Below are 24148 nucleotides of genomic sequence, written 5' to 3'. Positions count from 1 at the left end.
ACTTGTCTGCTCAAGTCATCGCGATTGACGCAATGGGCGGGGACTTCGGTCCCCGCAGCATTGTTCAGGCCAGCCTTGCTTGCCTGTCTGCTACGCCCTCGCTGCACCTGACCCTCGTCGGTCAACCCTCCCTTCTTGAAGAATTGCTCTCTGGCCAATCGGCTGTGGATCGCTCGCGCCTGTCGATCGTGCCGGCGTCCGAAGTCATCACCATGGACGAAAAGCCTGCCCAGGCCCTGCGCGGCAAGCCCGACTCGTCGATGCGCGTGGCGCTGGAATTGCTGCGAGACGGCAAGGTGCAGGCCTGTGTCAGCGCCGGCAATACCGGTGCGCTGATGGCGTTGTCGCGGTTTGTGCTCAAGACCTTGCCGGGCATTGATCGGCCGGCAATGGTGGCGGCGATTCCGACGCAGAAGGGTTATTGCCAGTTGCTCGACCTGGGTGCCAATGTCGATTGCAGTGCCGAGCATCTATTGCAGTTCGCTGTGATGGGGTCGGTGGCGGCGGAAACCCTGGGCATTGTTCGTCCGCGAGTGGCGCTGTTGAACATTGGTACTGAAGACATCAAGGGTAATCAGCAGGTCAAGCTGGCTGCAACATTGTTGCAAAGTGCTCGTGGTATCAACTACATCGGTTTTGTCGAGGGTGACGGTGTGTACCGTGGCGAGGCGGATGTGGTGGTGTGTGACGGTTTTGTCGGCAATATCCTGCTCAAGTCCAGCGAAGGCCTGGCGACCATGATTGCCGCGCGCATCGAAGCCTTGTTCAAGAAAAATCTTGCGTCGAAAGTGGTCGGTGCTCTGGCTTTGCCGCTGATGAAACGCTTGCAAGCTGATCTGGCGCCTGCGCGGCATAACGGCGCAAGTTTCCTCGGTTTGCAGGGGATTGTGGTGAAAAGCCATGGTTCGGCGGGGGTTCAGGGCTTCCAGAGTGCGATTCAGCGTGCCTTGATCGAGATTCAGGAAAACCTGCCGGAACGCATTCACGGTCGTCTTGAGGATTTGTTGCTTTAGGCGTTTTCGTCGGACAATGCTTAAATGTGACCGCTCAGTTCAATTTGCCATCCAACTGTCAGTTTCTTGCGTCCCTCCTGCGGGACGTCAATTATCCGACGACAAGATCATTAGGGGCTTGTTACATGTCTGCTTCCCTCGCATTCGTCTTTCCGGGACAGGGTTCGCAGTCCCTCGGCATGCTGGCCGAGTTGGGCGCACAACATCCGGTTGTCCTCGAAACATTCAAAGAAGCTTCCGATGCTCTGGGTTACGACCTGTGGGTACTGACCCAGCAAGGGCCGGAAGAGCAACTCAATCAAACCGATAAAACCCAGCCGGCCATTCTGACCGCCTCGATTGCCTTGTGGCGTCTGTGGCTGGCTGAAGGCGGTGCGCGTCCGGCTTATGTTGCCGGGCACAGTCTGGGCGAATACAGTGCTCTGGTCGCTGCGGGCAGCCTGAGCCTGGGCGACGCGGTCAAGCTGGTTGAACGCCGTGGTCAGTTGATGCAGGAAGCCGTTCCGGCCGGGCAAGGTGGCATGGCCGCCATTCTCGGTCTGGACGATGCGGATGTGCTGGCAGCCTGTGCCGAAGCGGCGCAAGGCGAAGTGGTGAGTGCGGTCAACTTCAACTCGCCAGGCCAGGTAGTCATCGCCGGTGCCAAGGCTGCGGTCGAGCGCGCCATCGAAGGCTGCAAGGCTCGTGGTGCCAAGCGCGCCATGCCGTTGCCGGTCAGCGTGCCGTCTCATTGCGAGTTGATGCGTCCGGCGGCCGAGCGTTTTGCCGAGTCGATCGCAGCGATCGATTGGCAGGCGCCGCAGATTCCGCTGGTTCAGAACGTCAGCGCCAGTGTGCCGGCCGATCTGGAAACCCTCAAGCGCGATCTGCTCGAGCAGCTCTACAAGCCTGTACGCTGGGTCGAATCGGTTCAGGCGCTGGCCGCCAAAGGTGCTACCCAGTTGGTCGAGTGCGGCCCGGGCAAAGTGCTGGCTGGCCTGAACAAGCGTTGCGCCGAAGGCGTGTCGACATCCAACCTCAATACCCCCGACGCCTTCGCTGCCGCTCGCGCAGCGTTGGCCTGAATCAGGAGAAGCCTGCATGAGTCTGCAAGGTAAAGTTGCACTGGTCACTGGCGCGAGCCGCGGTATCGGCCAGGCTATCGCCCTGGAATTGGGTCGTCAGGGCGCCATCGTTATCGGCACTGCGACGTCTGCCTCGGGTGCCGAGCGCATTGCGGCAACCCTGGCGGAAAACGGGATTCAAGGCACTGGCCTGGAACTCAATGTCACCAGCGACGAATCCGTTGCGGCAGTACTGGCGAGCATTACATCGCAGTTCGGTGCGCCGGCGATCCTGGTCAACAATGCCGGTATCACCCGCGATAATCTGATAATGCGGATGAAAAATGACGAATGGCATGATGTCGTCGATACCAACCTGAACAGTCTGTTTCGCCTGTCCAAGGGCGTTTTGCGCGGCATGACCAAAGCCCGTTGGGGACGAATTATCAGTATTGGCTCGGTTGTGGGTGCCATGGGCAACGCAGGCCAAGTAAACTACGCAGCCGCCAAGGCCGGTCTGGAAGGTTTCAGCCGTTCCCTGGCGCGTGAAGTCGGTTCGCGTTCGATTACGGTAAACTCGGTGGCCCCTGGGTTCATCGACACCGATATGACCCGCGAATTGCCTGAGGCACAGCGTGAAGCCTTGCAGACGCAGATTCCGCTGGGCCGTCTGGGGCAAGCTCAAGAGATCGCGTCTGTGGTCGCTTTTCTTGCATCCGACGGTGCGGCTTACGTTACTGGGGCTACAATCCCGGTGAACGGCGGGATGTACATGAGTTAAATGTGACGGATTGCTTCAAAAAAATGTCATACGAGCTGTCTAAAATCCGTTATAAAGCTGCAATCTATTTATAGGCAGAGGGTCGTCGGGTTTGAGGAGTGAAGCTTTCAGTTGAAAAACTGAAAAGTCTTTCTATACACTTACCCACTGGCCAGCTGCCTGAATTTGTCCATTAGGAGTGAAAACAAGGTATGAGCACCATCGAAGAGCGCGTCAAGAAAATCGTTGCTGAGCAACTGGGCGTTAAAGAAGAAGAAGTGGTCAACACTGCTTCCTTCGTTGAAGACCTGGGTGCCGACTCCCTTGACACCGTTGAGCTGGTGATGGCTCTGGAAGAGGAATTCGAGACCGAAATCCCTGACGAAGAAGCTGAGAAGATCACTACTGTACAAGCCGCAATCGATTACGTTACTAACCACCAGGCTTAATAGCTTGTAATCGTTGCTTGCTGTCATGGAAAAACCGCACTGCCATCACGGCGTGCGGTTTTTTCTTTAGGCCTGATGCAAAGTCGTCATTTGAAAAAGGAGAGTGCTGTGTCGCGTAGACGCGTCGTAGTCACCGGTATGGGTATGTTGTCGCCACTGGGCACGGACGTGCCGAGCAGTTGGCAGGGCATTCTGGCTGGCCGCAGTGGCATTGGTCTGATCGAACACACCGACCTTTCTGCCTATTCCACCCGTTTTGGCGGCTCGGTGAAGGGCTTCAATGTCGAGGAATACCTGTCGGTCAAGGAAGCTCGCAAGCTCGACCTGTTCATTCAGTACGGTCTGGCCGCAGGTTTTCAGGCAGTTCGTAATGCCGGTCTGGAAGTCACCGACGCGAACCGTGAGCGCATCGGCGTGGCCATGGGTTCGGGTATCGGCGGACTGACCAATATCGAAGAAACCAGCCGCACGCTGCATGATTCCGGCCCACGACGGATTTCTCCGTTTTTCGTGCCTGGCTCGATCATCAATATGATTTCCGGTTTCCTGTCCATCCATCTGGGCGCACAGGGACCTAACTACGCCATCGCCACCGCATGTACCACCGGTACGCACTGCATCGGCATGGCGGCACGCAACATCATGTACGACGAAGCCGACGTGATGATTGCCGGCGGCGCTGAAATGGCCGCTTGCGGTCTGGGCATGGGCGGCTTCGGTGCCTCCCGTGCACTGTCGACCCGCAACGACGAACCGACCCGCGCCAGCCGTCCATGGGACAAGGGCCGTGATGGCTTCGTGCTGTCCGACGGTGCCGGCGCTCTGGTTCTGGAAGAGCTGGAACACGCCAAGGCCCGCGGTGCGACGATCTACGCCGAGCTGATCGGCTTTGGCACCAGTGGCGATGCCTACCACATGACTTCGCCACCAGCGGATGGCGCGGGTGCTGCACGCTGCATCACCAATGCGCTGCGCGATGCCAGGATCAACGGCGATCAGGTTCAGTACATCAACGCCCACGGCACCTCGACGTCGGCGGGCGACCTTGCCGAAGCCTGTGCGATCAAGTCGGTATTCGGCGATCACGCTTACAAGCTGGCAGTCAGTTCGACCAAGTCCATGACCGGTCACCTGTTGGGTGCGGCGGGCGCGGTCGAGGCGATTTTCAGTGTGCTGGCGATCAACAGCCAGGTAGCACCGCCGACCATCAACCTTGATGAGCCGGACGAAGGTTGCGACCTTGATTTCGTACCGCATACCGCGCGCAATATGGATATCGACGTGGTGCTGTCCAACTCCTTCGGGTTTGGCGGTACCAACGGCTCGCTGGTGTTCCGTCGGTTCGCTGACTGATGGACAGCTGGGTCGACGGTCAGCCGGCTGACGCTTTGTCGCTGAAGGATCGCGGCCTGGCTTACGGTGATGGTCTGTTCGAGACCATCGCTGTACACAACGGCAGCCCGGTGCTGCTGGATCGGCATCTAGTGCGCTTGGTCAAGGGTTGTCAGCGGTTGGCAATCAATCTCGATCATCCGGCTGTCTGCACAGAGTTACTGACCTACGCCCAAGCGTTGGGCGAAGGTGTGCTCAAGCTCATCGTCACCCGTGGCGAAAGCGCCCGCGGCTATGCGCCCGATCCTTCGGCCCAGGCGCGCCGCATCATGCTCGGCAACCCTCCTGCGGTTTATCCTGTTGCCCATGCGGAGCAGGGCGTTCGCCTGTTTCCCTGTGCGACGCGGCTTTCCAAACAGCCTCTGCTCGCCGGACTCAAGCATCTGAACCGTCTTGAGCAGGTCATCGCCCGCTCCGAATGGCAAGACACCGATCATGCCGAAGGCTTGATGCTCGATCAGGCCGGACGTGTCATTGAAGGCGTGTTCAGCAATCTGTTCCTGATTCGCGATGGCGTGCTGATCACGGCTGATTTGAAGCGCTGCGGCGTGGCTGGTGTGATGCGTGCCGAATTATTGTTTCAAGCCGAGTCATTGGGGATCGCCACACAAATCACCGATATCACCCTCGATCAGCTGCAATGGGCTGATGAAGTCTTTGTCTGCAACAGCGTGTATGGCGTTTGGCCGGTGCGCGCCTATGCCGCACTAAGCTGGCCGGTTGGGCCGCTCACCCGTAAACTCCAAACCATTGCCCGCGCGCTACTGGATGCTTGATACGTGAGACGTAAATTGTTGCTGCTGCTGGAAACCGGACTGGTTCTGGCAGGGCTGTGTCTGGGCGCTTCTGCCTGGAAAATTCATTCGGCGCTGGAACAGCCGCTGAACATCACCCAGGAAGAGCTGCTGGAAGTGCCCAAAGGCACGACACCGACCCGCACTTTCTATCGACTCGAAGCCGATGGCGTCATCAAGGACGCTTTCTGGCTGCGGGTCTATTGGCGTTTCAATCTCGCCAAACAACCGTTGCACAAGGGCGAGTACCGCATGCGGCCCGGCATGACCGTCGAAGGCCTGATTGACCTGTGGAAACGCGGGGAAATGGTTCAGTACAGCCTGACGCTGGTCGAAGGCTGGAATTTTCATCAGGTCCGCGCTGCTCTGGCCAAGGATGAAAAACTCGAAAAGACCCTCGACGGTTTGAGTGATAGCGAGGTGATGGACAAACTCGGCCACAGCGGGATTTTTCCGGAAGGGCGATTCTTCCCTGACACCTATCGCTTCGTGCGCGGCATGACCGATGTCGAACTGCTGAAAAAAGCCTACGACCGCCTCGACGAAGTCCTCGCCAAGGAATGGAGCCAGCGCGCCGCTGACGTGCCGTACACCGAGCCCTATCAGGCACTGATCATGGCCTCGCTGGTGGAGAAGGAAACCGGCGTGCCGCAGGAGCGCGGGCAAATCGCTGGCGTGTTTGTGCGGCGCATGGAAATGGGCATGTTGTTGCAGACTGATCCAACCGTGATCTACGGCCTCGGTGATCGTTACAACGGCAAATTGACTCGTGCCCACCTCAAGGAACCGACGCCGTACAACACCTACGTGATTTCGGGACTGCCGCCGACCCCGATCGCCATGGTCGGCCGCGAAGCGATTCATGCAGCGCTGAATCCGGTGCCGGGCAATAGCCTCTATTTCGTTGCGCGTGGTGATGGCAGCCACGTGTTCTCCGATGATCTGGACGCGCACAATAACGCTGTGCGGGAGTTCCAGATCAAGCGCCGTGCAGACTACCGCTCCAGCCCGGCGCCGACCACGGCGCCAGAGGCGATGGATGAGCAGGCACCGATTCCGGCTGCTTCACCCGACACAGCCCTCGAGGCTGCGCCGCAAGTGTCGCCGCAAGAGCCTGCTCAGGCGACGCCACCAGAATCGCAAGCGCCTGAGCCTTCGTCATCACCGGAGCCGGCGCAAGAACCCGCTCAAGAACCCGCAGCTGCCCCCGCGCCCGAACCGGATGCAGCCGCGCCGCAAAGCCCGCAATGACCCTGACTAAGGACTGCCTGTGACTGGCTTGTTTATTACCCTGGAAGGCCCGGAAGGGGCCGGCAAGAGCACTAATCGCGAATACCTGGCCGAGCGCCTGCGCGCCGCGGGTATCGAGGTCGTGCTGACTCGCGAACCAGGCGGTACGCCGTTGGCCGAACGAATCCGCGAAGTGCTGCTGGCGCCGGTTGACGAAGTCATGAACCCCGACACCGAGTTGCTGTTGGTGTTCGCCGCGCGAGCCCAGCATCTGGCCGAGGTGATTCGCCCGGCACTGGCCCGCGGTGCGGTGGTCCTGTGTGATCGCTTTACCGATTCGACCTATGCCTATCAGGGTGGCGGCCGCGGCCTGTCGCTGGAGCGCATCGCGACGCTGGAAGCCTTCGTCCAGGGCGATCTGCGCCCGGACCTGACGTTGATTTTCGATCTGCCGGTGGAAGTGGGCCTGGCCCGCGCCAGCGCTCGCGGTCGTCTGGATCGTTTCGAGCTCGAAGGCCGAACCTTTTTTGATGCGGTGCGCAGTGCCTTCCTCAAGCGCGCTGAGGCGGATCCTGCGCGTTATGTCCTGGTCGATGCCGCCCAGCCGCTGGCGCAGGTTCAGCAGGCACTGGATGCCTTGCTGCCGCGTCTGCTGGAGTTGACCCGTGGCTGAAGCCTATCCGTGGCAGGACAGCCTCTGGCAGCAGTTGGCCGGTCGCAAGCAACATGCCCACGCTTATCTGCTGCATGGCCCGGCCGGGATCGGCAAACGCGCGCTCGCCGAGCGCTTGATGGCCAGTTTGCTGTGCCAGCGCCCGAGCCCCGCCCACGATGCTTGCGGCGAATGCAAATCCTGTCTGTTGCTCAAGGCCGGCAGTCACCCCGACAACTACATTCTGGAACCGGAAGAAGCCGATAAGGCGATCAAGGTCGATCAGGTTCGTGATCTGGTCAGCTTCGTGGTTCAGACCGCGCAGATGGGCGGTCGCAAGGTAGTGCTGATCGAGCCGGCGGAGTCGATGAACGTCAACGCCGCCAACGCCTTGCTCAAAAGTCTTGAAGAACCCTCCGGTGATACCGTGTTGCTCCTGATCAGCCACCAGGCCAGTCGTTTGCTGCCGACGATCAAGAGCCGCTGCCAGCAGCAGGCCTGTCCGCTGCCGAGCGAAGCCATGAGTTTGGCCTGGCTGGCGAAGGCTTTGCCGGACTGTGGGGATGAAGAGCGTATCGAATTGCTGACGCTGGCTGCCGGTTCGCCACTGGCTGCCGTCAACTTGCAAGCGCAGGGCGTGCGCGAACAGCGGGCGCTGGTGGTCGATGGCGTGAAAAAGTTGCTCAAGCAGCAACAGTCACCAACTCAATTGGCCGAAGGCTGGAATGCGATTCCGCTGTTGCTGTTGTTCGACTGGTTCTGCGACTGGTCGAGCCTGATCCTGCGCTATCAGCTGACTCAGGATGAAGAAGGCCTGGGACTGACGGACATGCGCAAGGTGATTCAGTACCTGGCGCAGAAAGCCGGCCAGGACAAAGTCCTGAATATCCAGGACTGGATCCTCGCCCAGCGCCAGAAAGTGATGAGCAAAGCCAACCTCAACCGGGTGTTGTTGCTGGAGGCGCTGTTGGTGCAATGGGTAGGTTTGCCTACCCAGAAGTGACCGTCTGTGCCTAGACTCTGAGCATCAGCAACGGAGGTCAGCATGAATGAACTCGTCAATCCGGGGCCGCGCAACGGCATTTTGTCCCTGACGATCAAGGACAAGTCCGTGCTTTACGCGGCCTACATGCCGTTCATCAAGAATGGTGGCCTGTTTATCCCGACCAACAAGAGTTACAAGTTGGGCGACGAGGTATTCATGCTGTTGAGCGTGATGGACGAGCCGGAGAAGATTCCGGTCGCCGGCAAGGTCACCTGGATCACCCCAAAAGGTGCGCAGGGTAACCGGGCCGCCGGGGTCGGCGTACAATTCAACGATGGCGACAATACCGCGCGCAGTCGAATCGAAACCCATCTGGCCGGAGCCCTCAAGTCCGACCGTCCCACTCATACGATGTAAGTTGCAGCCCTTTTATGCTCGTAGATTCCCATTGCCACCTTGATCGCCTTGACCTTGCCGCCCACGACGGCTCACTGGATGCTGCGCTGGATGCGGCCCGTCTGCGCGGGGTAGGGCACTTTCTGTGTATTGGCGTCAGCGTCGAGAATGCCGCCGACGTCAAAGCCCTGGCCGAACGTTACGACGACGTCGATTGTTCAGTTGGCGTGCATCCGCTGGACGTGCAACCGGGCGCCGCGCCAGCATTGGACTGGCTGTTGCGCGAGCTCAATCACCCGCGTGTGGTCGCGATCGGTGAAACGGGCCTGGATTATCACTACGAACCGGAAGCGGCAGAGTTGCAGCAGGCGTCGTTTCGCCTGCATCTGCAAGCGGCACAGCAGACGGGCAAACCGGTGATCATCCACACCCGTGGTGCCCGCGCCGATACGTTGAACCTCCTGCGTGAAGCGGCGCTGCCCCAGGCGGGCGTGCTGCATTGTTTCACCGAAGACTGGGACATGGCCAAAGCGGCGCTGGACATGGGGTATTACATTTCCTTGTCCGGGATTGTCACTTTCCGCAATGCCGACGCCCTGCGTGACGTAGCCAGCAAGGTGCCCGCTGATCGTTTGCTGGTGGAAACCGACTCGCCTTACCTGGCGCCGATCCCTCATCGCGGCAAGCCGAACCTGCCGCAGTACGTGCGCGACGTAGCGGAATTTCTGGCAATGTTGCGAGGGGAGCCCTACGAGCGGTTTGCCGAGCAAACCACCGAGAACTTCAAGCGCCTGTTTCCGTTGGCACATGTGAAAGGCTAAATCGCAGGCAAAAAAAACCCGGGTTCTGGGGGGTGAATCCGGGTTAAGACCATTAGGAGTAAAACAAAGGCACGCGGTCCGTTGGTACCTATATCGGCGCAACACTTGGGGGAGATGTCCCGCCGACAGTTGAAGTATTGATCAGTATCGCGCCGAGTCCAGTTTACCGGCGCCGGTTTTTAAACAAATTTGGAATACGCGCGCTTCGGTTGAGTTCTCATTAATCTGCGAGACTGGCGGAATTCACCAAGAAACACATATATGGTTGGATGATCCGTGCATTTTTGCGCAAGTTAGGCATAATACGCGGCTTCGAATTTTGACCCCTACAGACCTTTTCTTATGCATAAAGAACCTCGTAAGGTCCGTGAGTTTCGTCGCCGCGAGCAAGAAATTCTCGATACCGCGCTCAAGCTGTTCCTCGATCAAGGTGAAGACAGTGTCACCGTCGAGATGATTGCTGATGCCGTCGGTATCGGCAAAGGCACGATCTACAAGCACTTCAAATCCAAGGCCGAAATCTATCTGCGCCTGATGCTCGATTACGAGCGCGATTTGAACGAGCTGTTGCATTCGGCCGATGTCGACAAGGACAAGGAAGCCCTGTCCCGGGCCTACTTCGAATTCCGCATGCGCGACCCTCAACGCTATCGGTTGTTCGATCGCCTGGAAGAAAAGGTGGTCAAGGGCAACCAGGTGCCGGAGATGGTCGAGGAGCTGCACAAGATCCGCGCCTCGAACTTCGAACGTCTGACCCTGCTGATCAAGGGCCGGATCAGCGAAGGCAAACTCGAAGACGTACCGCCTTACTTCCATTACTGCGCATCCTGGGCGCTGGTGCACGGCGCCGTGGCGCTGTATCACTCGCCGTTCTGGAGCAATGTGCTGGAAGATCAGGAAGGTTTCTTCCAGTTCCTGATGGACATCGGCGTGCGCATGGGCAACAAACGCAAGCGCGATACCGACACTCCGAGCAGCTGAACCATTCAGTTGCCTTATTGCGCCATGATTTCGCTACGTGGCGCAGTACCGCAGGAATATACTCAGGCATAGGACTTGCTAAAACTTGATTTGTGAGTCAAGTTTTAGCGGTCCGAATATTCTTCCGCCGGAGTAGTCCATGATCGTTGACCGTCAAGGCAGGCGTTTTCGCAATTTGCGAATCAGTCTGACTTCAGCCTGCAATTACGCTTGTACCTACTGCGTGCCCAACGGCAAACGGTTGGTCGCTGCGCAGGATGAATTGTCGGCCGAGGCCATGGCGCGTGGCGTGGCCTATCTGATTGAAGCTGCCGGCATTGAGCGTTTGCGCATCACCGGCGGCGAGCCGCTGGTCAGCCCCAAACTCGAAACCTTCATGACCGCTGTCGGGCAGATGGGCCTGGCGGACATCAGCCTGACCACCAACGGTCAGCTGCTGGCGAAAAAGCTGCCACTGCTGGTGGATGCCGGCATTCGTCGCATAAACGTTTCCCTCGATACCCTGGATGCGAGCGCTTTTCGCAGCATTGCCCGTGGCGGCGATCTGGCGACTGTGCTCGACGGTATGGATCAAGCCAGCGCCGCCGGCCTGAAGATCAAGGTCAATATGGTGCCGCTGCGAGGGCAGAACCTCGATCAAGTGATGCCGCTACTCGATTACTGTCTGGAGCGCGGCTATGAGCTTCGCTTCATCGAGTTGATGCGCATGGGCCACCTGGCCAGCGACTCCAATGCTTTCCTGCAGCAGTTTGTCAGCCTTCAGCAGTTGCTGAGCCTGATCGGCGAGCGCTACGAATACCTGCAGGCCGATGCGCCGGTAGATGCCACCGCCGTGCGTTATGAAATTCCGGGGCAGGGCTACTTCGGCGTTATCGCCAACGAAAGCGTTCCTTTCTGCCGCACCTGTTCGCGGCTGCGTCTGTCCTCCACGGGCTGGCTGCATGGCTGCCTGTCGTCGAGCAACCGCCACTATGTCGGCGACCTGCTGGACAAGCCCCGTCATCAAGCGTTGCCCGCCTTACAGAGACTCCTGGTGAAAGCCTTGGGCGATAAGCAGGAAGTGGCGTTCTCCGGTGGCGCGACCATCATGAAAATCATCGGCGGCTGAACCCGATCCCTGTAGCAGCAGCCTCGCAGGCTCGACAGCTGCTACAAACCGAATGCGTCCTTCGACAGCTGCAACGAGATTGTGTTTCTCCCGAGCTGGCGCGGAAGCTGCATCCCATGGCCATTCGCCGGTTTTCCGTCACCGGCCTCTGGAGGGTAGGATGCGTAGCCTGGTTTTGCTGCTGGCCGTTTTGGCGCTTGGTGGCTGCATGAATGTCAGCGATCTGGCTGAAGGGACTCGCTACCACATGAGCGACGCGGGGCTGCTCGACCATAGCGACAGCCGCCGGGTGAATAACCTGCGCATCCAGCCGGACTCTTTCGTCTATATCGCCCAGGGCGCCTTTGTGCCGCCAGGCAGTACTGCCTACCCACGACCTAACGTGATTGCCGAAGTCGCCTTCGATGGCTTTGTCGAATACTTCCCCATGGTCCGCCGCGCCCGTGCCCCGGAAGGTCTTGATCAAGCCATGGGCGAAGCCCGTGCCGCCGGTGCCCATTACCTGCTCTATACCCGGTTCGCCAAGTCTGATGACCGTATCGGCAACTCGGACGAGTGGCTCGATCAGGAAGCCCTGGATCGCCTCGGTATCGATGGTGGCGTGATTCAGATCATGTTGATCGAGACCAGCACCCAGTATTTGATTGATACTGCACGTATCAAGAGTCGTGGCGGTTTACTGACGTTCCACGACAAAAAGCCAGAAGACCTGATGGGCCCGCCGCTGGAACAATACGCGCGCAGCCTGCTGGGCCTCAGCGACCAGTAATTCAAAGGAGAACGCCATGAGTGGCCCGCAAAAAGCCAACGACCTGTTGGGGCAAATCCCCAAAACCAAAGGCTTGCCGCCGGTCCACCTGTGGAACCCCGATTTCTGCGGCGACATCGACATGCGTATCGCCCGTGACGGCACCTGGTACTACCTGGGCACGCCGATCGGGCGCAAGCCGATGGTCAAGCTGTTCTCCACCATCATCCGCCGCGATGGTGACGATTACTTCCTTATCACCCCGGTCGAGAAGGTTGGCATCAAGGTCGACGATGCGCCCTTCGTGGCGATTGCCGTGGATGTCGAAGGCGAGGGTGAAACCCAGGTCCTGCGCTTCACCACCAATGTTGACGAGACCGCCGAGGCCGGTCCCGAGCACCCCATGCGTGTGGTGATCGACCCGGTCACGCAAGAACCTGCGCCCTACGTGCATGTGCGCACCAACCTCGAAGCTCTGATCCACCGCAACGTGTTCTACCAACTGGTGGAGCTGGCCGTCACCCGTGAGATCGACGGGCAACGCTGGTTAGGCGTGTGGAGCGCTGGCGAGTTCTTCCCCATCGGGCTTGAGCCGTAAACAGAAAAAAACTGTGCATGCTTGATGTGTGTTTGCGCTGAAAATTCAAATTGACACCCAATCGTATGATGATTAGCGTAGACACCTATCGCGAACGGCTTTTTGCCGTCCCTGAATCGAGGTGTCCATGTCCAGCAGTTTTCATGCGTCGACGGTCGATTGGCTGGGTTGCTGGATCGCCACGGGGCAGGTCAAACCCGGTGAGACGCTCAAGGTCGAGGCCGACCTGGGCGAGCAGCTCGGTGTCAGCCGCACCGTAATCCGCGAAGCCATCAAAACCCTGGTCGCCAAGGGCATGCTCGAAGTCGGGCCCAAGGTCGGCACGCGGGTGTTGCCGGTGCGCCGCTGGAACCTCTTCGATCCGCAAGTCGTAGGCTGGCTGTCGCGCAGCGGCTTGCCGGAAAACTTCGTCGACGACTTGCTCGACCTGCGCCGCACCATCGAACCCATGGCCGTACGCTGGGCTTGCGAGCGCGCTACCGTCGAGCAGGTTCACGCCATCCTTCAGGCTTACAACGCATTGGAGCGGGCAGTGGACAGCGGTATCGATTACAACCGTGCCGACCAGTTCTTCCACGAGTGCATCCTCGCTGCCAGCCACAATCAATTTATCGAACAAATGGTCCCGGCCCTCGGCGCGCTGCTGGCGGTGTCCTTCGAAGTGTCCGCCGCCGACCCGGACGAACTGCGCCGCACGCTGCCGATTCACAAAGACATGGCTGAGGCCATCGCCGCCCGGGATGCCGCGCGGGGAGTCTGGGCCTGCATGACCCTGATCGATAATGCCGACCTGGCCATCAAGCGCTTCTACCCGCAAGTCATGGCTGACAAGAAGGCCAGCTGACAATACAAAACCCTGTGGGAGTGAGCCTGCTCGCGATGGGGGCATTACATTCAGCATCAATGTTGACTGTTACACCGCTATCGTCGGAACGCCGCCCGGAGAAGGCTCGCTCCCACAAAAAAACAAGAACAACGCAGGAGGTTTCATGGAATGGACCGCGGTTACCGAGCACCGGGCACGATTGGGCGAAAGTCCGTTCTGGGATGCGCCGACCCAGGCGCTGTACTGGGTTGATATCGCCGGTCAACAGGCGTTGCGGCTGATCGGCGCCAACGTGCAGATCTGGCAGATGCCCGAGCACGTGTCAGCCTTCATTCCCTGCGAAAGCGGCGATGCGCTGGTGACGTTGAACAGCGGCGTGTATCGCCTCGATCTGGATTCCCCCGGCCTGGAGCCACGATTGACCTTGCTCTGCGTCGCCGATCCGCAACCCGGCAATCGCGCCAATGAAGCCCGCTGCGATGCTCAGGGCCGGCTCTGGCTCGGCACCATGCAGAACAACATTGGCGAGCAGGGTGAAGATGTGCCTATCGTCCGGCGTTCCGGTGGCCTGTTTCGTATCGATCGAGATGCTCGGGTCACGCCGTTGCTTCGAGGGTTGGGCATCCCTAACACATTGCTGTGGAGCGACGACGGGACCACCGTCTATTTCGGTGACAGCCTCGACAACACGCTCTACCAGTACTTCATCCGCACCGATGGCAGCCTCGACCCGGCCCACATCTGGTTCGGGCCGCATGAGCGCGGCGAGCCGGATGGCTCGGCAATGGATGCCGAAGGTTATATCTGGAATGCCCGCTGGAATGGCAGCTGTCTACTCAGGCTGAGCCCGGACGGGCAGGTCGATCGCGTGATTGAACTGCCCGTCAGCCGTCCCACCAGTTGCGTATTCGGCGGTGAAGACTTCAAAACCCTGTACATCACCAGCGCTGCGAGCCCGCTCAATCATCCGTTGGACGGGGCGTTGCTGTCGGTTCGAGTCGATGTGCCCGGAAAGGCCTGCACGCGGTTTGTCGGGTAAATCCCAAAATATGGGATGTAAAATTATATATTGAGATTATTTGGCGGTCGGGTTTATAGTCGGCTCCATCAGTTACACGCACTCACACTTAAAAAAACAAAACAGGTGAAGTGATGCAGCGATTTTCCAAAAAGCCTTTTCGCCGGACATCGACAGATGCCCGGTTTTTGTCGTGCCTTCAAAAAGGAGTCTTGATCCATGGCTGAACCTCTTTCCTTGCCACCAGTGCCCGAACCACCAAAGGGTGAGCGCCTGAAAAACAAGGTGGTGCTGCTGACCGGTGCTGCGCAGGGCATTGGCGAGGCGATTGTCGCGACCTTCGCTTCCCAGCAGGCCAAGCTGATCATCAGCGATATCCAGGGTGAGAAAGTCGAAAAAGTCGCGGCTCAATGGCGGGACAAAGGCTTTGATGTGCAGGCAATCAAGGCTGACGTTTCCAACCAGCAAGACCTGCACGCCATGGCCGGACTGGCGATCGAGCTGCACGGTCGCATCGATGTGCTGGTCAACTGCGCCGGGGTCAACGTGTTCCGCGATCCGCTGGAAATGACCGAGGAAGACTGGCGTCGTTGCTTCGCCATCGACCTCGATGGCGCCTGGTACGGCTGCAAAGCGGTGCTGCCGCAGATGATCGAGCAAGGCATCGGCAGCATCATCAATATCGCCTCGACCCATTCCACTCACATCATTCCCGGCTGCTTCCCGTACCCGGTGGCCAAGCACGGTTTGCTCGGCCTGACCCGCGCCCTGGGCATCGAGTACGCACCGAAGGGCATTCGCGTCAACGCCATCGCGCCGGGTTACATCGAAACCCAACTGAACGTCGATTACTGGAACGGTTTTGCCGACCCGCATGCCGAGCGACAGCGCGCGTTCGATCTGCACCCGCCACGTCGTATCGGTCAGCCGATCGAAGTCGCCATGACCGCCGTTTTCCTGGCCAGCGATGAAGCGCCGTTCATCAATGCCTCGTGCATCACCATCGATGGCGGTCGCTCGGTCATGTACCACGACTGAGTCAATCGGATTTCAGGCGCGGAACTACGCCTGAAATCCAATCATCATACGATATGACTATTAACTGCACAGTTTGATTGGCTTTCAAATAACGCTCAAAAAAAATAACAAGGAGTCAGCTTATGAATCGTCGTCGTGGGATCCGTTCCCTGTGCTGTGCCGCTTTGGCGGTCACCGCGGTCAGCCTGAGCAGTTCGTTGCTGGCGGCCGAGGAAGTGAAGATCGGTTTTCTGGTCAAGCAGGCGGAAGAGCCCTGGTTCCAGACCGAATGGGCATTTGCCGAAAAGGCCGGGAAAGAGAAGGGCTTTACCGTCATCAAGATCGCCGTGCCGGACGGCGAGAAAACCCTCTCGGCCATCGACAGCCTCGCCGCCAACGGCGCCAAGGGCTTCGTGATCTGCCCGCCAGACGTGTCCCTGGGCCCGGCGATCATGGCCAAGGCCAAGCTCAACGGTTTGAAAGTCATCGCCGTCGATGACCGCTTCGTCGATGCCAGCGGCAAGTTCATGGAAGACGTTCCGTACCTCGGCATGGCCGCGTTCGAAGTCGGCCAGAAACAGGGCAACGCCATGGCCACCGAAGCGAAGAAACGTGGCTGGGACTGGAAAGATACCTACGCGGTGATCAACACCTTCAACGAACTCGACACCGGCAAGAAACGCACCGACGGTTCGGTCAAAGCGCTGGAAGACGCCGGCATGCCGAAAGACCACATCCTGTTCTCGGCGCTGAAAACCCTCGACGTACCCGGCAGCATGGACGCCACCAATTCGGCACTGGTGAAACTGCCGAGCGCGGCGAAAAACCTGATCATCGGCGGCATGAACGACAACACCGTGCTGGGCGGCGTGCGCGCCACCGAGAGCGCCGGTTTTGCCGCGGCCAATGTGATCGGCATCGGCATCAACGGCACTGACGCCATTGGCGAATTGAAGAAGGCCAACAGCGGCTTCTTCGGCTCGATGCTGCCGAGCCCGCACATCGAGGGCTACAACACCGCCAGCATGATGTACGAGTGGGTCACCACCGGCAAAGAACCGCCGAAGTACACCGCGATGGACGACGTAACGCTGATCACTCGCGAGAACTTCAAGCAGGAACTGGAAAAGATCGGCCTCTGGAACTGAGGCGCGGTTGATTTCATCGGTGGCCTTGGCGACGGGGCTGCCTGATCTGTGTGAAGAGGTGGGTTATGCACGCGCAATCAAAAATACAACAACACAATACCGGCGGCAGCTTGCGCTTCAACGGGATCGGCAAGACCTTTCCCGGGGTGAAGGCGCTGGATGGCATCAGCTTCGTCGCCCATCCGGGCCAGGTTCACGCCTTGATGGGCGAGAACGGCGCCGGCAAATCGACCCTGCTGAAAATCCTCGGCGGGGCTTACACCCCCAGCAGCGGCGATCTGCAGATCGGCGAGCAAGTGATGGTCTTCAAGTCCACCGCCGACAGCATCGGCAGTGGCGTCGCCGTGATCCATCAAGAGTTGCACCTGGTCCCTGAAATGACCGTGGCAGAGAACCTGTTCCTCGGTCATCTGCCGGCCAGTTTCGGCCTGATCAATCGCGGTGCGTTGCGGCAACAGGCATTGGCCTGTCTCAAAGGCCTGGCCGATGAAATCGATCCGCAAGAGAAAGTAGGGCGCCTGTCCCTGGGGCAGCGGCAACTGGTGGAAATCGCCAAGGCCTTGTCCCGAGGGGCGCATGTGATCGCGTTCGACGAACCGACCAGCAGCCTGTCGGCGCGTGAAATCGATCGGTTGATGGCGATCATCGGTCGCCTGCGCGACGAAGGCAAAGTGGTGCTTTACGTCTCCCATCGCATGGAAGAAGTGTTCCGCATCTGCAACGCGGTGACGGTGTTCAAGGACGGTCGCTTCGTGCGCACGTTCGAGGACATGAGCGAACTGACTCACGATCAATTGGTGACTTGCATGGTCGGTCGCGACATTCAGGACATCTACGATTACCGCCACCGTCAGCGTGGCGCGGTGGCGCTCAAGGTCGACGGTTTGCTGGGGCCGGGTTTGCGTGAGCCGGTGAGTTTCGAGGTGCACAAAGGCGAGATTCTCGGGCTGTTCGGTTTGGTCGGCGCCGGTCGCACCGAGCTGTTCCGCATGCTCAGCGGGCTTGAGCGCAACACCGCCGGACGCCTGGAATTGCGCGGTCATGAACTGAAGCTGCGTTCACCCCGCGATGCGATTGCCGCGGGGATTCTGCTATGCCCCGAGGACCGCAAGAAAGAGGGGATTCTGCCGCTCGCCAGCGTCGCCGAAAACATCAACATCAGCGCCCGCGGCACCCACTCCACCTTCGGCTGCCTGTTGCGCGGCTTGTGGGAGAAGGACAACGCCGACAAGCAGATCAAGGCGCTGAAAGTGAAGACGCCCAACGCGGCGCAGAAAATCATGTACCTGTCCGGCGGCAATCAGCAGAAGGCCATTCTCGGCCGCTGGTTGTCGATGCCGATGAAAGTGCTGCTGCTCGACGAACCGACTCGCGGCATCGACATCGGCGCCAAAGCCGAGATCTACCAGATCATCCACAACCTGGCCGCCAGCGGCATCGCGGTGATCGTGGTCTCCAGCGACCTGATGGAAGTGATGGGTATTTCCGACCGCATCCTGGTGCTCTGCGAAGGCGCGATGCGCGGCGAGTTGTCTCGCGCAGAGGCCAATGAATCCAACCTGCTGCAACTGGCTTTGCCGCGCCAACGCGCTGACGGCGTGGCGAACTGAGAGGTGACTATGACAATCCAAAACAACGCTTTGCCCACCCAACGCAAACCTCTGGACCTGCGGCGCTTTCTCGATGACTGGGTGATGCTGCTGGCGGCCGTCGGGATCTTCGTGCTCTGCACTTTGCTGATCGATAACTTCCTCTCGCCACTGAACATGCGCGGCCTGGGATTGGCGATTTCGACGACGGGGATTGCCGCTTGCACCATGTTGTATTGCCTGGCGTCCGGGCATTTCGATTTGTCGGTGGGCTCGGTGATTGCCTGCGCCGGCGTGGTTGCAGCGGTGGTGATGCGCGACACCGACAGCGTGTTTCTCGGTGTGGTGGCGGCGCTGTTCATGGGGCTGATCGTCGGGTTGATCAACGGCATCGTGATCGCCAAGCTGCGGGTCAATGCGTTGATTACCACGCTGGCGACCATGCAGATCGTTCGCGGCCTGGCTTACATCTTCGCCAACGGCAAAGCGGTCGGCGTGTCGCAGGAGCAGTTCTTCGTCTTCGGTAATGGCCAGTTGTTGGGTGTGCCGGTGCCGATCCTGATCACCATCGTCTGCTTTCTGTTTTTCGGTTGGTTGCTGAATTACACCACCTACGGGCGCAATACCATGGCCATCGGCGGCAACCAGGAAGCGGCGTTGCTGGCCGGGGTGAACGTTGACCGGACCAAGATCATTATCTTTGCCGTGCACGGGTTGATCGGGGCGTTGGCCGGCGTGATCCTGGCGTCGCGCATGACGTCCGGCCAGCCGATGATTGGCCAGGGTTTTGAGCTGACGGTGATCTCGGCGTGTGTGTTGGGCGGGGTGTCGTTGAGCGGCGGGATCGGCATGATCCGGCATGTGATTGCCGGGGTGCTGATTCTGGCGATCATCGAGAATGCGATGAACCTGAAGAATATTGATACCTTCTACCAGTATGTGATTCGCGGTTCGATCTTGCTGCTGGCCGTAGTGATCGACCGCCTCAAACAACGCTAACCCCCCGCTAACTGATCGTTCCCACGCTCCGCGTGGGAATGCCTCAATGGACGCTCCGCGTCCGCTTCGGCAGGACGCGGAGCGTCCCGGGCTGCATTCCCACGCGGAGCGTGGGAACGATCATGTGTAATTCCTTCCGTCACTTCCCCTAAATATTCCTTGCTCGCCCCAGCCCGTTTCGAGTATCTCTTTGTACATGATTAGACAGGTACGATTTGACAAGAAACAACGGGTGGTCGACGAACTCATCCGGCGCATCGAAAGCGGCCTCATGGAGGATGGCTTTCTGTTGCCGGGCGAGCATCAATTGGCTCAAGAATTCAAAGTCAGCCGCGGCACGCTGCGCGAAGCCCTGGCTGAGTTGAAACGGCGCAACTACATCGCGACGCAAAGCGGGGTGGGCTCCATCGTCACCTTCGACGGCGTGGTGCTCGATCAACGCAGCGGCTGGGCCCAGGCCCTGGCCGACAGCGGGGCGCTGATCAATACCGAAGTGCTGCGGCTGGAGGCGGTCACCCGTCCTGACCTGTTGCCGCGTTTCGGCACCGACCAATTCATCACCCTCGACCGTCGCCGTCGTTCCAACGAAGGCAAGCTGGTCTCCCTTGAACGCTCATTGATGCCCGCCACCGGAGGCCTGGAAAGCCTGCCGCGGGTCGGCCTTATCGACAACTCCCTGACCATCACCCTGGCCGCCTACGGCTATATCGGCGAGCGCGGAGATCAATGGATCGGCGCCGAACCCTTGAACGCCGAAGACGCCGAACTGCTCGGTCGTCCGGAGGGCACGGTGTTCCTCAAGGCGTTGCGCACCACCTACGACCGGAAAAACCGCTTCATGGAACAGGTCGAAAGCTTGCTCGACCCGGTGCATTTTCGCTTGCACCTGCAGTTTGGAGAGTCAAAGTGACCGCGCTCAATCGTGCATTGGGCGCGTTCTACGGACTGGCGCTGGGCGATGCGCTGGGCATGCCGACCCAATCCCTGAGCCGTGCCGAGATCAAGGTGCGCTTCGGCGAAATCACTGGCCTGGAAGACGCAGGCCCCGATCAACCGATCGCCGCCAACATGCTCAAAGGCTCGATCACCGATGACACCGAACAGGCGATTCTGGTTGGCCAACTGCTGGTTGAGGGAGAGGGCCGGATCGAACCGGCGCTGCTCGCCCAACGGCTGATCGAATGGGAAGCGGCGATGCAGGCCAAGGGCTCGCAAGACTTGCTCGGCCCTTCGACCAAACGTGCCATCGAGATGATCCTCGCCGGCCACTCGCCGGAAGAAGCGGGGCGCTACGGCACCACCAATGGCGCGGCGATGCGCATCACGCCGGTGGGGATTGCGGCGGATGTCGCCAAGCCTGAGCAATTCATCAACGCTGTCGTGCAGGCTTGCCAGGTCACCCACAACACCACGCTGGGCATTTCCAGCGCGGCGGCAGTAGCGGCGGTGGTCTCGGCCGGTATCAACGGCATGGACCTGGGCGAAGCATTGAACCTCGGCCAGCAAATCGCTCTGCAAGCTGAAGGCCACGGTAACTGGGTGGCGGGCGGACGCATCGCTTCGCGCATCAGTTGGGCGCGGACCATCAGTGTCGACAGCGACAAGGCACTGCTGGCGGATTTGATGTACGACGTGATCGGTACATCTGTGGCTTCACAGGAGTCGGTGGTGGTCTCGTTTGCCCTGGCCCAGCAAGTGGCCATTGGTGAAATGAATGCGTTCGAAGCGCTGTGCATGGCCGCGAGCCTGGGCGGCGACACGGACACCATCGCGGCGATTCTCGGCGCCATGCTTGGGGCCTGCCTGGGTCTTGAGAGTTGGCCGGCGGCGATGATCGACAAGGTCAAAGCTGTCAATGACTTGGAGCTGGAACCGTTGGTGCAGGGGCTCTTGGCCTTGCGTTGACAGCACTGGCGCCATCGCGAGCAGGCTCGCTCCCACAGGGATAGTGCAAACCTTGAGGTACACGCCGTACCTGTGGGAGTGAGCCTGCTCGCGATGAGCGCGCCGCCTGCTTGATTTGATAACCCGCAACGGAAAGCACAAACACGGCCAGGACCGCCGAAATGTTATGTCGTCTTCCGCAATTGCCCACAACCACAACAAAGGCAACAGGAGCATTTCACATGAGTTCATCGAACACCGGGCAAAGTGCCGGGCAATTGGAAACCCGAGGCATCGAGCCGGTGCCGGAAGCGGAGTGCAACGGTCATCCGTTGCAGCTGTTCTGGGTCTGGTTTGCGGCCAACATCTCCATCCTCGGCCTGCCGCTGGGCGCAACCCTTGTAGCCTTTCGCGGCTTGGCGATCTGGCAGGCGATCATCGTCGCGATCCTCGGCGCCGCCGGTTCCTTCGCGGTGGTCGGGATCATCTCCATTGCCGGTCGCCGTGGTCGCGCCCCGAGCCTGACGTTGTCGCGAGCGATTTTCGGTGTACGCGGCAACATCGGCCCGACCCTGGTCTCGCTGATGTCGCGTCTGGGCTGGGAAACCGTCAACACCACCACCGCCGCGTTCGTGTTGCTGTCGCTGTGCTCGATCCTGTTCGGCTCGCCGGTGGAAGCCAAAAGCGCACCCGTGCTGACGTTGATCTTCATTGCGATTTTCGTGCTGCTGACCCTCTCGGTGTCGGGTCTCGGTCACGCCACCTTGCTGGTGATCCAGAAGTGGGCAACCTACGTGTTCGGTGCGCTGAACATTCTGGTCGGCGGCTTTCTCTGCGCCACCATCGACTGGAGCGCGGTGTTCAACGCCACGCCGGCACCGTTGAGCGCAATGATCATCGGCATCGGCACCATGGCCGCCGGCACCGGGATCGGTTGGGCCAACGCTGGTGCCGACATGTCGCGCTACCAGCACCGCAGCGTCAAAGCCGTGCGCCTGGTGGCGTCGGCAGCGTTTGGTGCGGGGATTCCGCTGGTGCTGCTGATCACCCTCGGCGGCCTGCTGTCAGTGGGCAACAATGACCTGGCCTCGGCCACCGACCCGATCATCGCGATCCGCGACATGCTGCCGACCTGGATGGCCGTGCCGTACCTGATCACCGCGTTCGGCGGGTTGCTGCTGTCGAACAACCTGTCGGTGTACTCGGCCGGTTTGACCACGCTGACCCTTGGCCTGAAGGTCAAACGTGTTTACGCGGTGGTCGTCGATATCGTTGCGATTTTTGCCGGTTCAATCTATTTCATGCTGATCGCCGACAGTTTCTACGGCCCGTTCATTACTTTCATTTCACTGCTGGCGGTGCCGATCACCGCGTGGGTCGGGATCTTCGTCGTTGACCTGATCCATCGTCATTACTACAGCCCCAAAGACCTGCTGGACGTCAGCCCGAGCAGCGCTTACTGGTACAGCGGCGGTGTCGAGTGGCGCGCCTTTGGTGCGTGGGCGCTGGCAATCGTGCTGGGCTTCAGTTTCACCACCATAGGCACGACCGAACAAACCGTGTGGTTCCGCGGCTTCCTGTCCGACTCCTGGCTGGGTCATAACGGCCTCGGCTGGATCGTGACGTTCCTGGTGGCCGGTGGTATTTACTGTGTACTCGGCGGCGCCAAGGATCGCCGCGCCGCGTTGGTTGAGAACGCTCATGCCTAGATTGCTGCACACCGGCCAGGTCATGATCGACCTGGTCATGGCCGTGGATAAACTGCCGCATTCGGGCGGCGACGTGCTGGCGCACTCCGCCAGTTTCGAGGCTGGCGGCGGATTCAATGTGATGGCTGCCGCCCAGCGCAATGGTTTGCCGGTGGTTTACCTCGGCCGCCACGGCACCGGGCGTTTCGGTGATCTTGCCCGTGAAGCGATGAAGGCTGAAGGCATACGGATTGGCATCATTCACCGTGCCGAACGGGATACGGGATTGTGCGTCGCGCTGACCGAAGCGTCGGCCGAGCGCAGTTTCATTTCCTATATCGGTGCCGAAGGTGAGCTGACGGCCGAGGATCTGGCCAGCGTGCCAGCCGAGGCGGGTGACTATGTCTACGTCAGCGGTTACAGCCTGCTGCATGGCGGCAAAGCCCAGGCGCTGGTGGATTGGGTGCTGGATTTGCCGCGAGGAATCAACGTGGTGTTCGATCCGGGTCCGCTGGTGGATTCGCCGGATGAGCCGTTGATGCAAGCCTTGCTGGCGCGCATCGATCTGTGGACCAGCAACAGTGTCGAAGCGCTGAAGTTTACCGGTGCGGCGGACATTGCCGAAGCCTTGAACCGGTTGGCCGATCATCTGCCGGCCAACGTGTTGATAGTGGTGCGTGACGGCCCGCAGGGGTGCTGGATCAGCCAGCGTGGAGACTGCCAGCACGTGCCGGGATTCAAGGTCGAGGCGGTGGACAGCAATGGCGCGGGGGATGCGCATGCCGGGGTGTTTGTGGCTGGGTTGGCGCAAGGATTGTCGGCGAGTGAGGCGGCACGGCGGGCGAATGCGGCGGCTGCGTTGGCGGTGACTCGCTGGGGGCCGGCGACTTCGCCGGGGACGGCTGAGGTGGACTATTTAATCCGCAAGACCTTTGGCGCCTGATCTATCGCCTTCGCGAGCAAGCCCGCTCCCACATTGGATCTGTGTCGTACACAAAACCAATGTGGG

At 59.8% G+C, this 24148-nt stretch carries 25 protein-coding genes; all 25 read left to right on the top strand.

Translation table 11 applies throughout. The annotated features are described in order from the left end of the window. Positions 1–2 precede the first annotated feature (2 nt). On the top strand, positions 3–1013 hold the full coding sequence (gene plsX, locus BLW70_RS26295) for a phosphate acyltransferase PlsX (RefSeq protein ID WP_074878985.1): 1011 nt from the start codon (positions 3–5) through the stop codon (positions 1011–1013). Between the two features lie 125 nt (positions 1014–1138). After that, the gene (gene fabD, locus BLW70_RS26290; RefSeq protein WP_074878982.1) at positions 1139–2077 is read left to right on the top strand and encodes an ACP S-malonyltransferase; all 939 of its coding nucleotides are present in this window, start codon (positions 1139–1141) and stop codon (positions 2075–2077) included. 16 nt (positions 2078–2093) lie between these two features. Then, entirely contained in the window at positions 2094–2837 is a 744-nt protein-coding gene (fabG, locus tag BLW70_RS26285; RefSeq protein WP_074878980.1) for a 3-oxoacyl-ACP reductase FabG, read from the top strand. Positions 2838–3028: 191 nt separating this feature from the next. After that, entirely contained in the window at positions 3029–3265 is a 237-nt protein-coding gene (gene acpP / locus BLW70_RS26280; protein WP_003442511.1) for an acyl carrier protein, read from the top strand. 108 nt (positions 3266–3373) lie between these two features. Further along, on the top strand, positions 3374–4618 hold the full coding sequence (fabF, locus tag BLW70_RS26275; RefSeq protein WP_008152330.1) for a beta-ketoacyl-ACP synthase II: 1245 nt from the start codon (positions 3374–3376) through the stop codon (positions 4616–4618). Next, positions 4618–5433, top strand: coding sequence for an aminodeoxychorismate lyase (gene pabC / locus BLW70_RS26270; RefSeq protein WP_074878978.1), 816 nt, complete (start codon positions 4618–4620; stop codon positions 5431–5433). Before fabF ends, pabC begins: the two co-directional genes overlap by 1 nt. 3 nt (positions 5434–5436) lie before the next feature. Further along, positions 5437–6702, top strand: coding sequence for an endolytic transglycosylase MltG (gene mltG / locus BLW70_RS26265; RefSeq protein ID WP_074878976.1), 1266 nt, complete (start codon positions 5437–5439; stop codon positions 6700–6702). A gap of 19 nt (positions 6703–6721) precedes the next feature. Beyond that, the gene (gene tmk / locus BLW70_RS26260) at positions 6722–7354 is read left to right on the top strand and encodes a dTMP kinase (protein WP_046049079.1); all 633 of its coding nucleotides are present in this window, start codon (positions 6722–6724) and stop codon (positions 7352–7354) included. Continuing rightward, entirely contained in the window at positions 7347–8336 is a 990-nt protein-coding gene (locus tag BLW70_RS26255) for a DNA polymerase III subunit delta' (protein WP_074878974.1), read from the top strand. The genes tmk and BLW70_RS26255 overlap by 8 nt, the downstream gene beginning before the upstream one ends. Before the next feature lie 42 nt (positions 8337–8378). Beyond that, positions 8379–8735 carry a PilZ domain-containing protein gene (locus BLW70_RS26250; RefSeq protein WP_074878972.1) on the top strand — a complete coding sequence of 119 codons (357 nt, stop codon included), beginning with the start codon at positions 8379–8381 and terminating at the stop codon, positions 8733–8735. Between the two features lie 14 nt (positions 8736–8749). Continuing rightward, the gene (locus BLW70_RS26245; RefSeq protein WP_074878970.1) at positions 8750–9535 is read left to right on the top strand and encodes a TatD family hydrolase; all 786 of its coding nucleotides are present in this window, start codon (positions 8750–8752) and stop codon (positions 9533–9535) included. Between the two features lie 342 nt (positions 9536–9877). Beyond that, positions 9878–10516, top strand: a complete 639-nt coding sequence (locus BLW70_RS26240; protein WP_008152317.1) for a TetR/AcrR family transcriptional regulator — start codon at positions 9878–9880, stop codon at positions 10514–10516. 139 nt (positions 10517–10655) lie between these two features. After that, a complete protein-coding gene (locus tag BLW70_RS26235) occupies positions 10656–11624 on the top strand; it encodes a GTP 3',8-cyclase MoaA (RefSeq protein WP_074878968.1) in 969 nt (322 codons plus the stop codon). Between the two features lie 160 nt (positions 11625–11784). Further along, positions 11785–12393 carry a DUF4823 domain-containing protein gene (locus BLW70_RS26230; RefSeq protein ID WP_074878966.1) on the top strand — a complete coding sequence of 203 codons (609 nt, stop codon included), beginning with the start codon at positions 11785–11787 and terminating at the stop codon, positions 12391–12393. A gap of 16 nt (positions 12394–12409) precedes the next feature. Continuing rightward, positions 12410–12970: a DUF1285 domain-containing protein gene (locus BLW70_RS26225; RefSeq protein ID WP_008152312.1), complete on the top strand. Its 561-nt coding sequence runs from the start codon at positions 12410–12412 to the stop codon at positions 12968–12970. 127 nt (positions 12971–13097) lie between these two features. Further along, positions 13098–13814, top strand: a complete 717-nt coding sequence (locus BLW70_RS26220; protein ID WP_008152308.1) for a FadR/GntR family transcriptional regulator — start codon at positions 13098–13100, stop codon at positions 13812–13814. Positions 13815–13959: 145 nt separating this feature from the next. Continuing rightward, positions 13960–14835, top strand: coding sequence for an SMP-30/gluconolactonase/LRE family protein (locus BLW70_RS26215; protein WP_074878965.1), 876 nt, complete (start codon positions 13960–13962; stop codon positions 14833–14835). A 198-nt stretch (positions 14836–15033) separates the two neighbouring features. Continuing rightward, on the top strand, positions 15034–15852 hold the full coding sequence (locus BLW70_RS26210) for an SDR family oxidoreductase (protein WP_074878963.1): 819 nt from the start codon (positions 15034–15036) through the stop codon (positions 15850–15852). Between the two features lie 122 nt (positions 15853–15974). Next, positions 15975–16979 (top strand): substrate-binding domain-containing protein, encoded by a 1005-nt coding sequence (locus BLW70_RS26205; RefSeq protein WP_074878961.1) that lies wholly within the window; start codon positions 15975–15977, stop codon positions 16977–16979. A 65-nt stretch (positions 16980–17044) separates the two neighbouring features. Further along, a complete protein-coding gene (araG, locus tag BLW70_RS26200; RefSeq protein WP_074878959.1) occupies positions 17045–18589 on the top strand; it encodes an L-arabinose ABC transporter ATP-binding protein AraG in 1545 nt (514 codons plus the stop codon). Positions 18590–18598: 9 nt separating this feature from the next. Continuing rightward, the gene (gene araH, locus BLW70_RS26195) at positions 18599–19567 is read left to right on the top strand and encodes an L-arabinose ABC transporter permease AraH (RefSeq protein WP_033056977.1); all 969 of its coding nucleotides are present in this window, start codon (positions 18599–18601) and stop codon (positions 19565–19567) included. 196 nt (positions 19568–19763) lie between these two features. Further along, complete coding sequence (locus BLW70_RS26190; RefSeq protein WP_074878956.1) at positions 19764–20477, top strand: GntR family transcriptional regulator; 714 nt, start codon at positions 19764–19766, stop codon at positions 20475–20477. Then, positions 20474–21472 (top strand): ADP-ribosylglycohydrolase family protein, encoded by a 999-nt coding sequence (locus BLW70_RS26185; RefSeq protein WP_074878954.1) that lies wholly within the window; start codon positions 20474–20476, stop codon positions 21470–21472. The genes BLW70_RS26190 and BLW70_RS26185 overlap by 4 nt, the downstream gene beginning before the upstream one ends. A 221-nt stretch (positions 21473–21693) precedes the next feature. Beyond that, positions 21694–23160: a purine-cytosine permease family protein gene (locus BLW70_RS26180; protein WP_074878952.1), complete on the top strand. Its 1467-nt coding sequence runs from the start codon at positions 21694–21696 to the stop codon at positions 23158–23160. Continuing rightward, positions 23153–24082, top strand: a complete 930-nt coding sequence (locus BLW70_RS26175; RefSeq protein WP_074878950.1) for a PfkB family carbohydrate kinase — start codon at positions 23153–23155, stop codon at positions 24080–24082. The genes BLW70_RS26180 and BLW70_RS26175 overlap by 8 nt, the downstream gene beginning before the upstream one ends. The last annotated feature ends 66 nt before the right edge of the window (positions 24083–24148 follow it).

The sequence above is a fragment of the Pseudomonas frederiksbergensis genome (genome assembly GCF_900105495.1).
GTDB lineage: Bacteria > Pseudomonadota > Gammaproteobacteria > Pseudomonadales > Pseudomonadaceae > Aquipseudomonas > Aquipseudomonas frederiksbergensis.
Note: the sequence above shows the minus strand (reverse complement) of the source record. Positions and strands in the feature narration are given on the sequence as shown.

Coding starts and splice junctions, on each gene's coding strand:
- fabD (WP_074878982.1), top strand. CDS start 1,139: ATGTCTGCTTCCCTCGCATTCGTCTTTCCGGGACAGGGTTCGCAGTCC.
- fabG (WP_074878980.1), top strand. CDS start 2,094: ATGAGTCTGCAAGGTAAAGTTGCACTGGTCACTGGCGCGAGCCGCGGT.
- acpP (WP_003442511.1), top strand. CDS start 3,029: ATGAGCACCATCGAAGAGCGCGTCAAGAAAATCGTTGCTGAGCAACTG.
- pabC (WP_074878978.1), top strand. CDS start 4,618: ATGGACAGCTGGGTCGACGGTCAGCCGGCTGACGCTTTGTCGCTGAAG.
- BLW70_RS26250 (WP_074878972.1), top strand. CDS start 8,379: ATGAATGAACTCGTCAATCCGGGGCCGCGCAACGGCATTTTGTCCCTG.
- BLW70_RS26245 (WP_074878970.1), top strand. CDS start 8,750: ATGCTCGTAGATTCCCATTGCCACCTTGATCGCCTTGACCTTGCCGCC.
- BLW70_RS26240 (WP_008152317.1), top strand. CDS start 9,878: ATGCATAAAGAACCTCGTAAGGTCCGTGAGTTTCGTCGCCGCGAGCAA.
- BLW70_RS26235 (WP_074878968.1), top strand. CDS start 10,656: ATGATCGTTGACCGTCAAGGCAGGCGTTTTCGCAATTTGCGAATCAGT.
- BLW70_RS26230 (WP_074878966.1), top strand. CDS start 11,785: ATGCGTAGCCTGGTTTTGCTGCTGGCCGTTTTGGCGCTTGGTGGCTGC.
- BLW70_RS26225 (WP_008152312.1), top strand. CDS start 12,410: ATGAGTGGCCCGCAAAAAGCCAACGACCTGTTGGGGCAAATCCCCAAA.
- BLW70_RS26220 (WP_008152308.1), top strand. CDS start 13,098: ATGTCCAGCAGTTTTCATGCGTCGACGGTCGATTGGCTGGGTTGCTGG.
- BLW70_RS26215 (WP_074878965.1), top strand. CDS start 13,960: ATGGAATGGACCGCGGTTACCGAGCACCGGGCACGATTGGGCGAAAGT.
- BLW70_RS26210 (WP_074878963.1), top strand. CDS start 15,034: ATGGCTGAACCTCTTTCCTTGCCACCAGTGCCCGAACCACCAAAGGGT.
- BLW70_RS26205 (WP_074878961.1), top strand. CDS start 15,975: ATGAATCGTCGTCGTGGGATCCGTTCCCTGTGCTGTGCCGCTTTGGCG.
- araG (WP_074878959.1), top strand. CDS start 17,045: ATGCACGCGCAATCAAAAATACAACAACACAATACCGGCGGCAGCTTG.
- araH (WP_033056977.1), top strand. CDS start 18,599: ATGACAATCCAAAACAACGCTTTGCCCACCCAACGCAAACCTCTGGAC.
- BLW70_RS26190 (WP_074878956.1), top strand. CDS start 19,764: ATGATTAGACAGGTACGATTTGACAAGAAACAACGGGTGGTCGACGAA.
- BLW70_RS26180 (WP_074878952.1), top strand. CDS start 21,694: ATGAGTTCATCGAACACCGGGCAAAGTGCCGGGCAATTGGAAACCCGA.
- BLW70_RS26175 (WP_074878950.1), top strand. CDS start 23,153: ATGCCTAGATTGCTGCACACCGGCCAGGTCATGATCGACCTGGTCATG.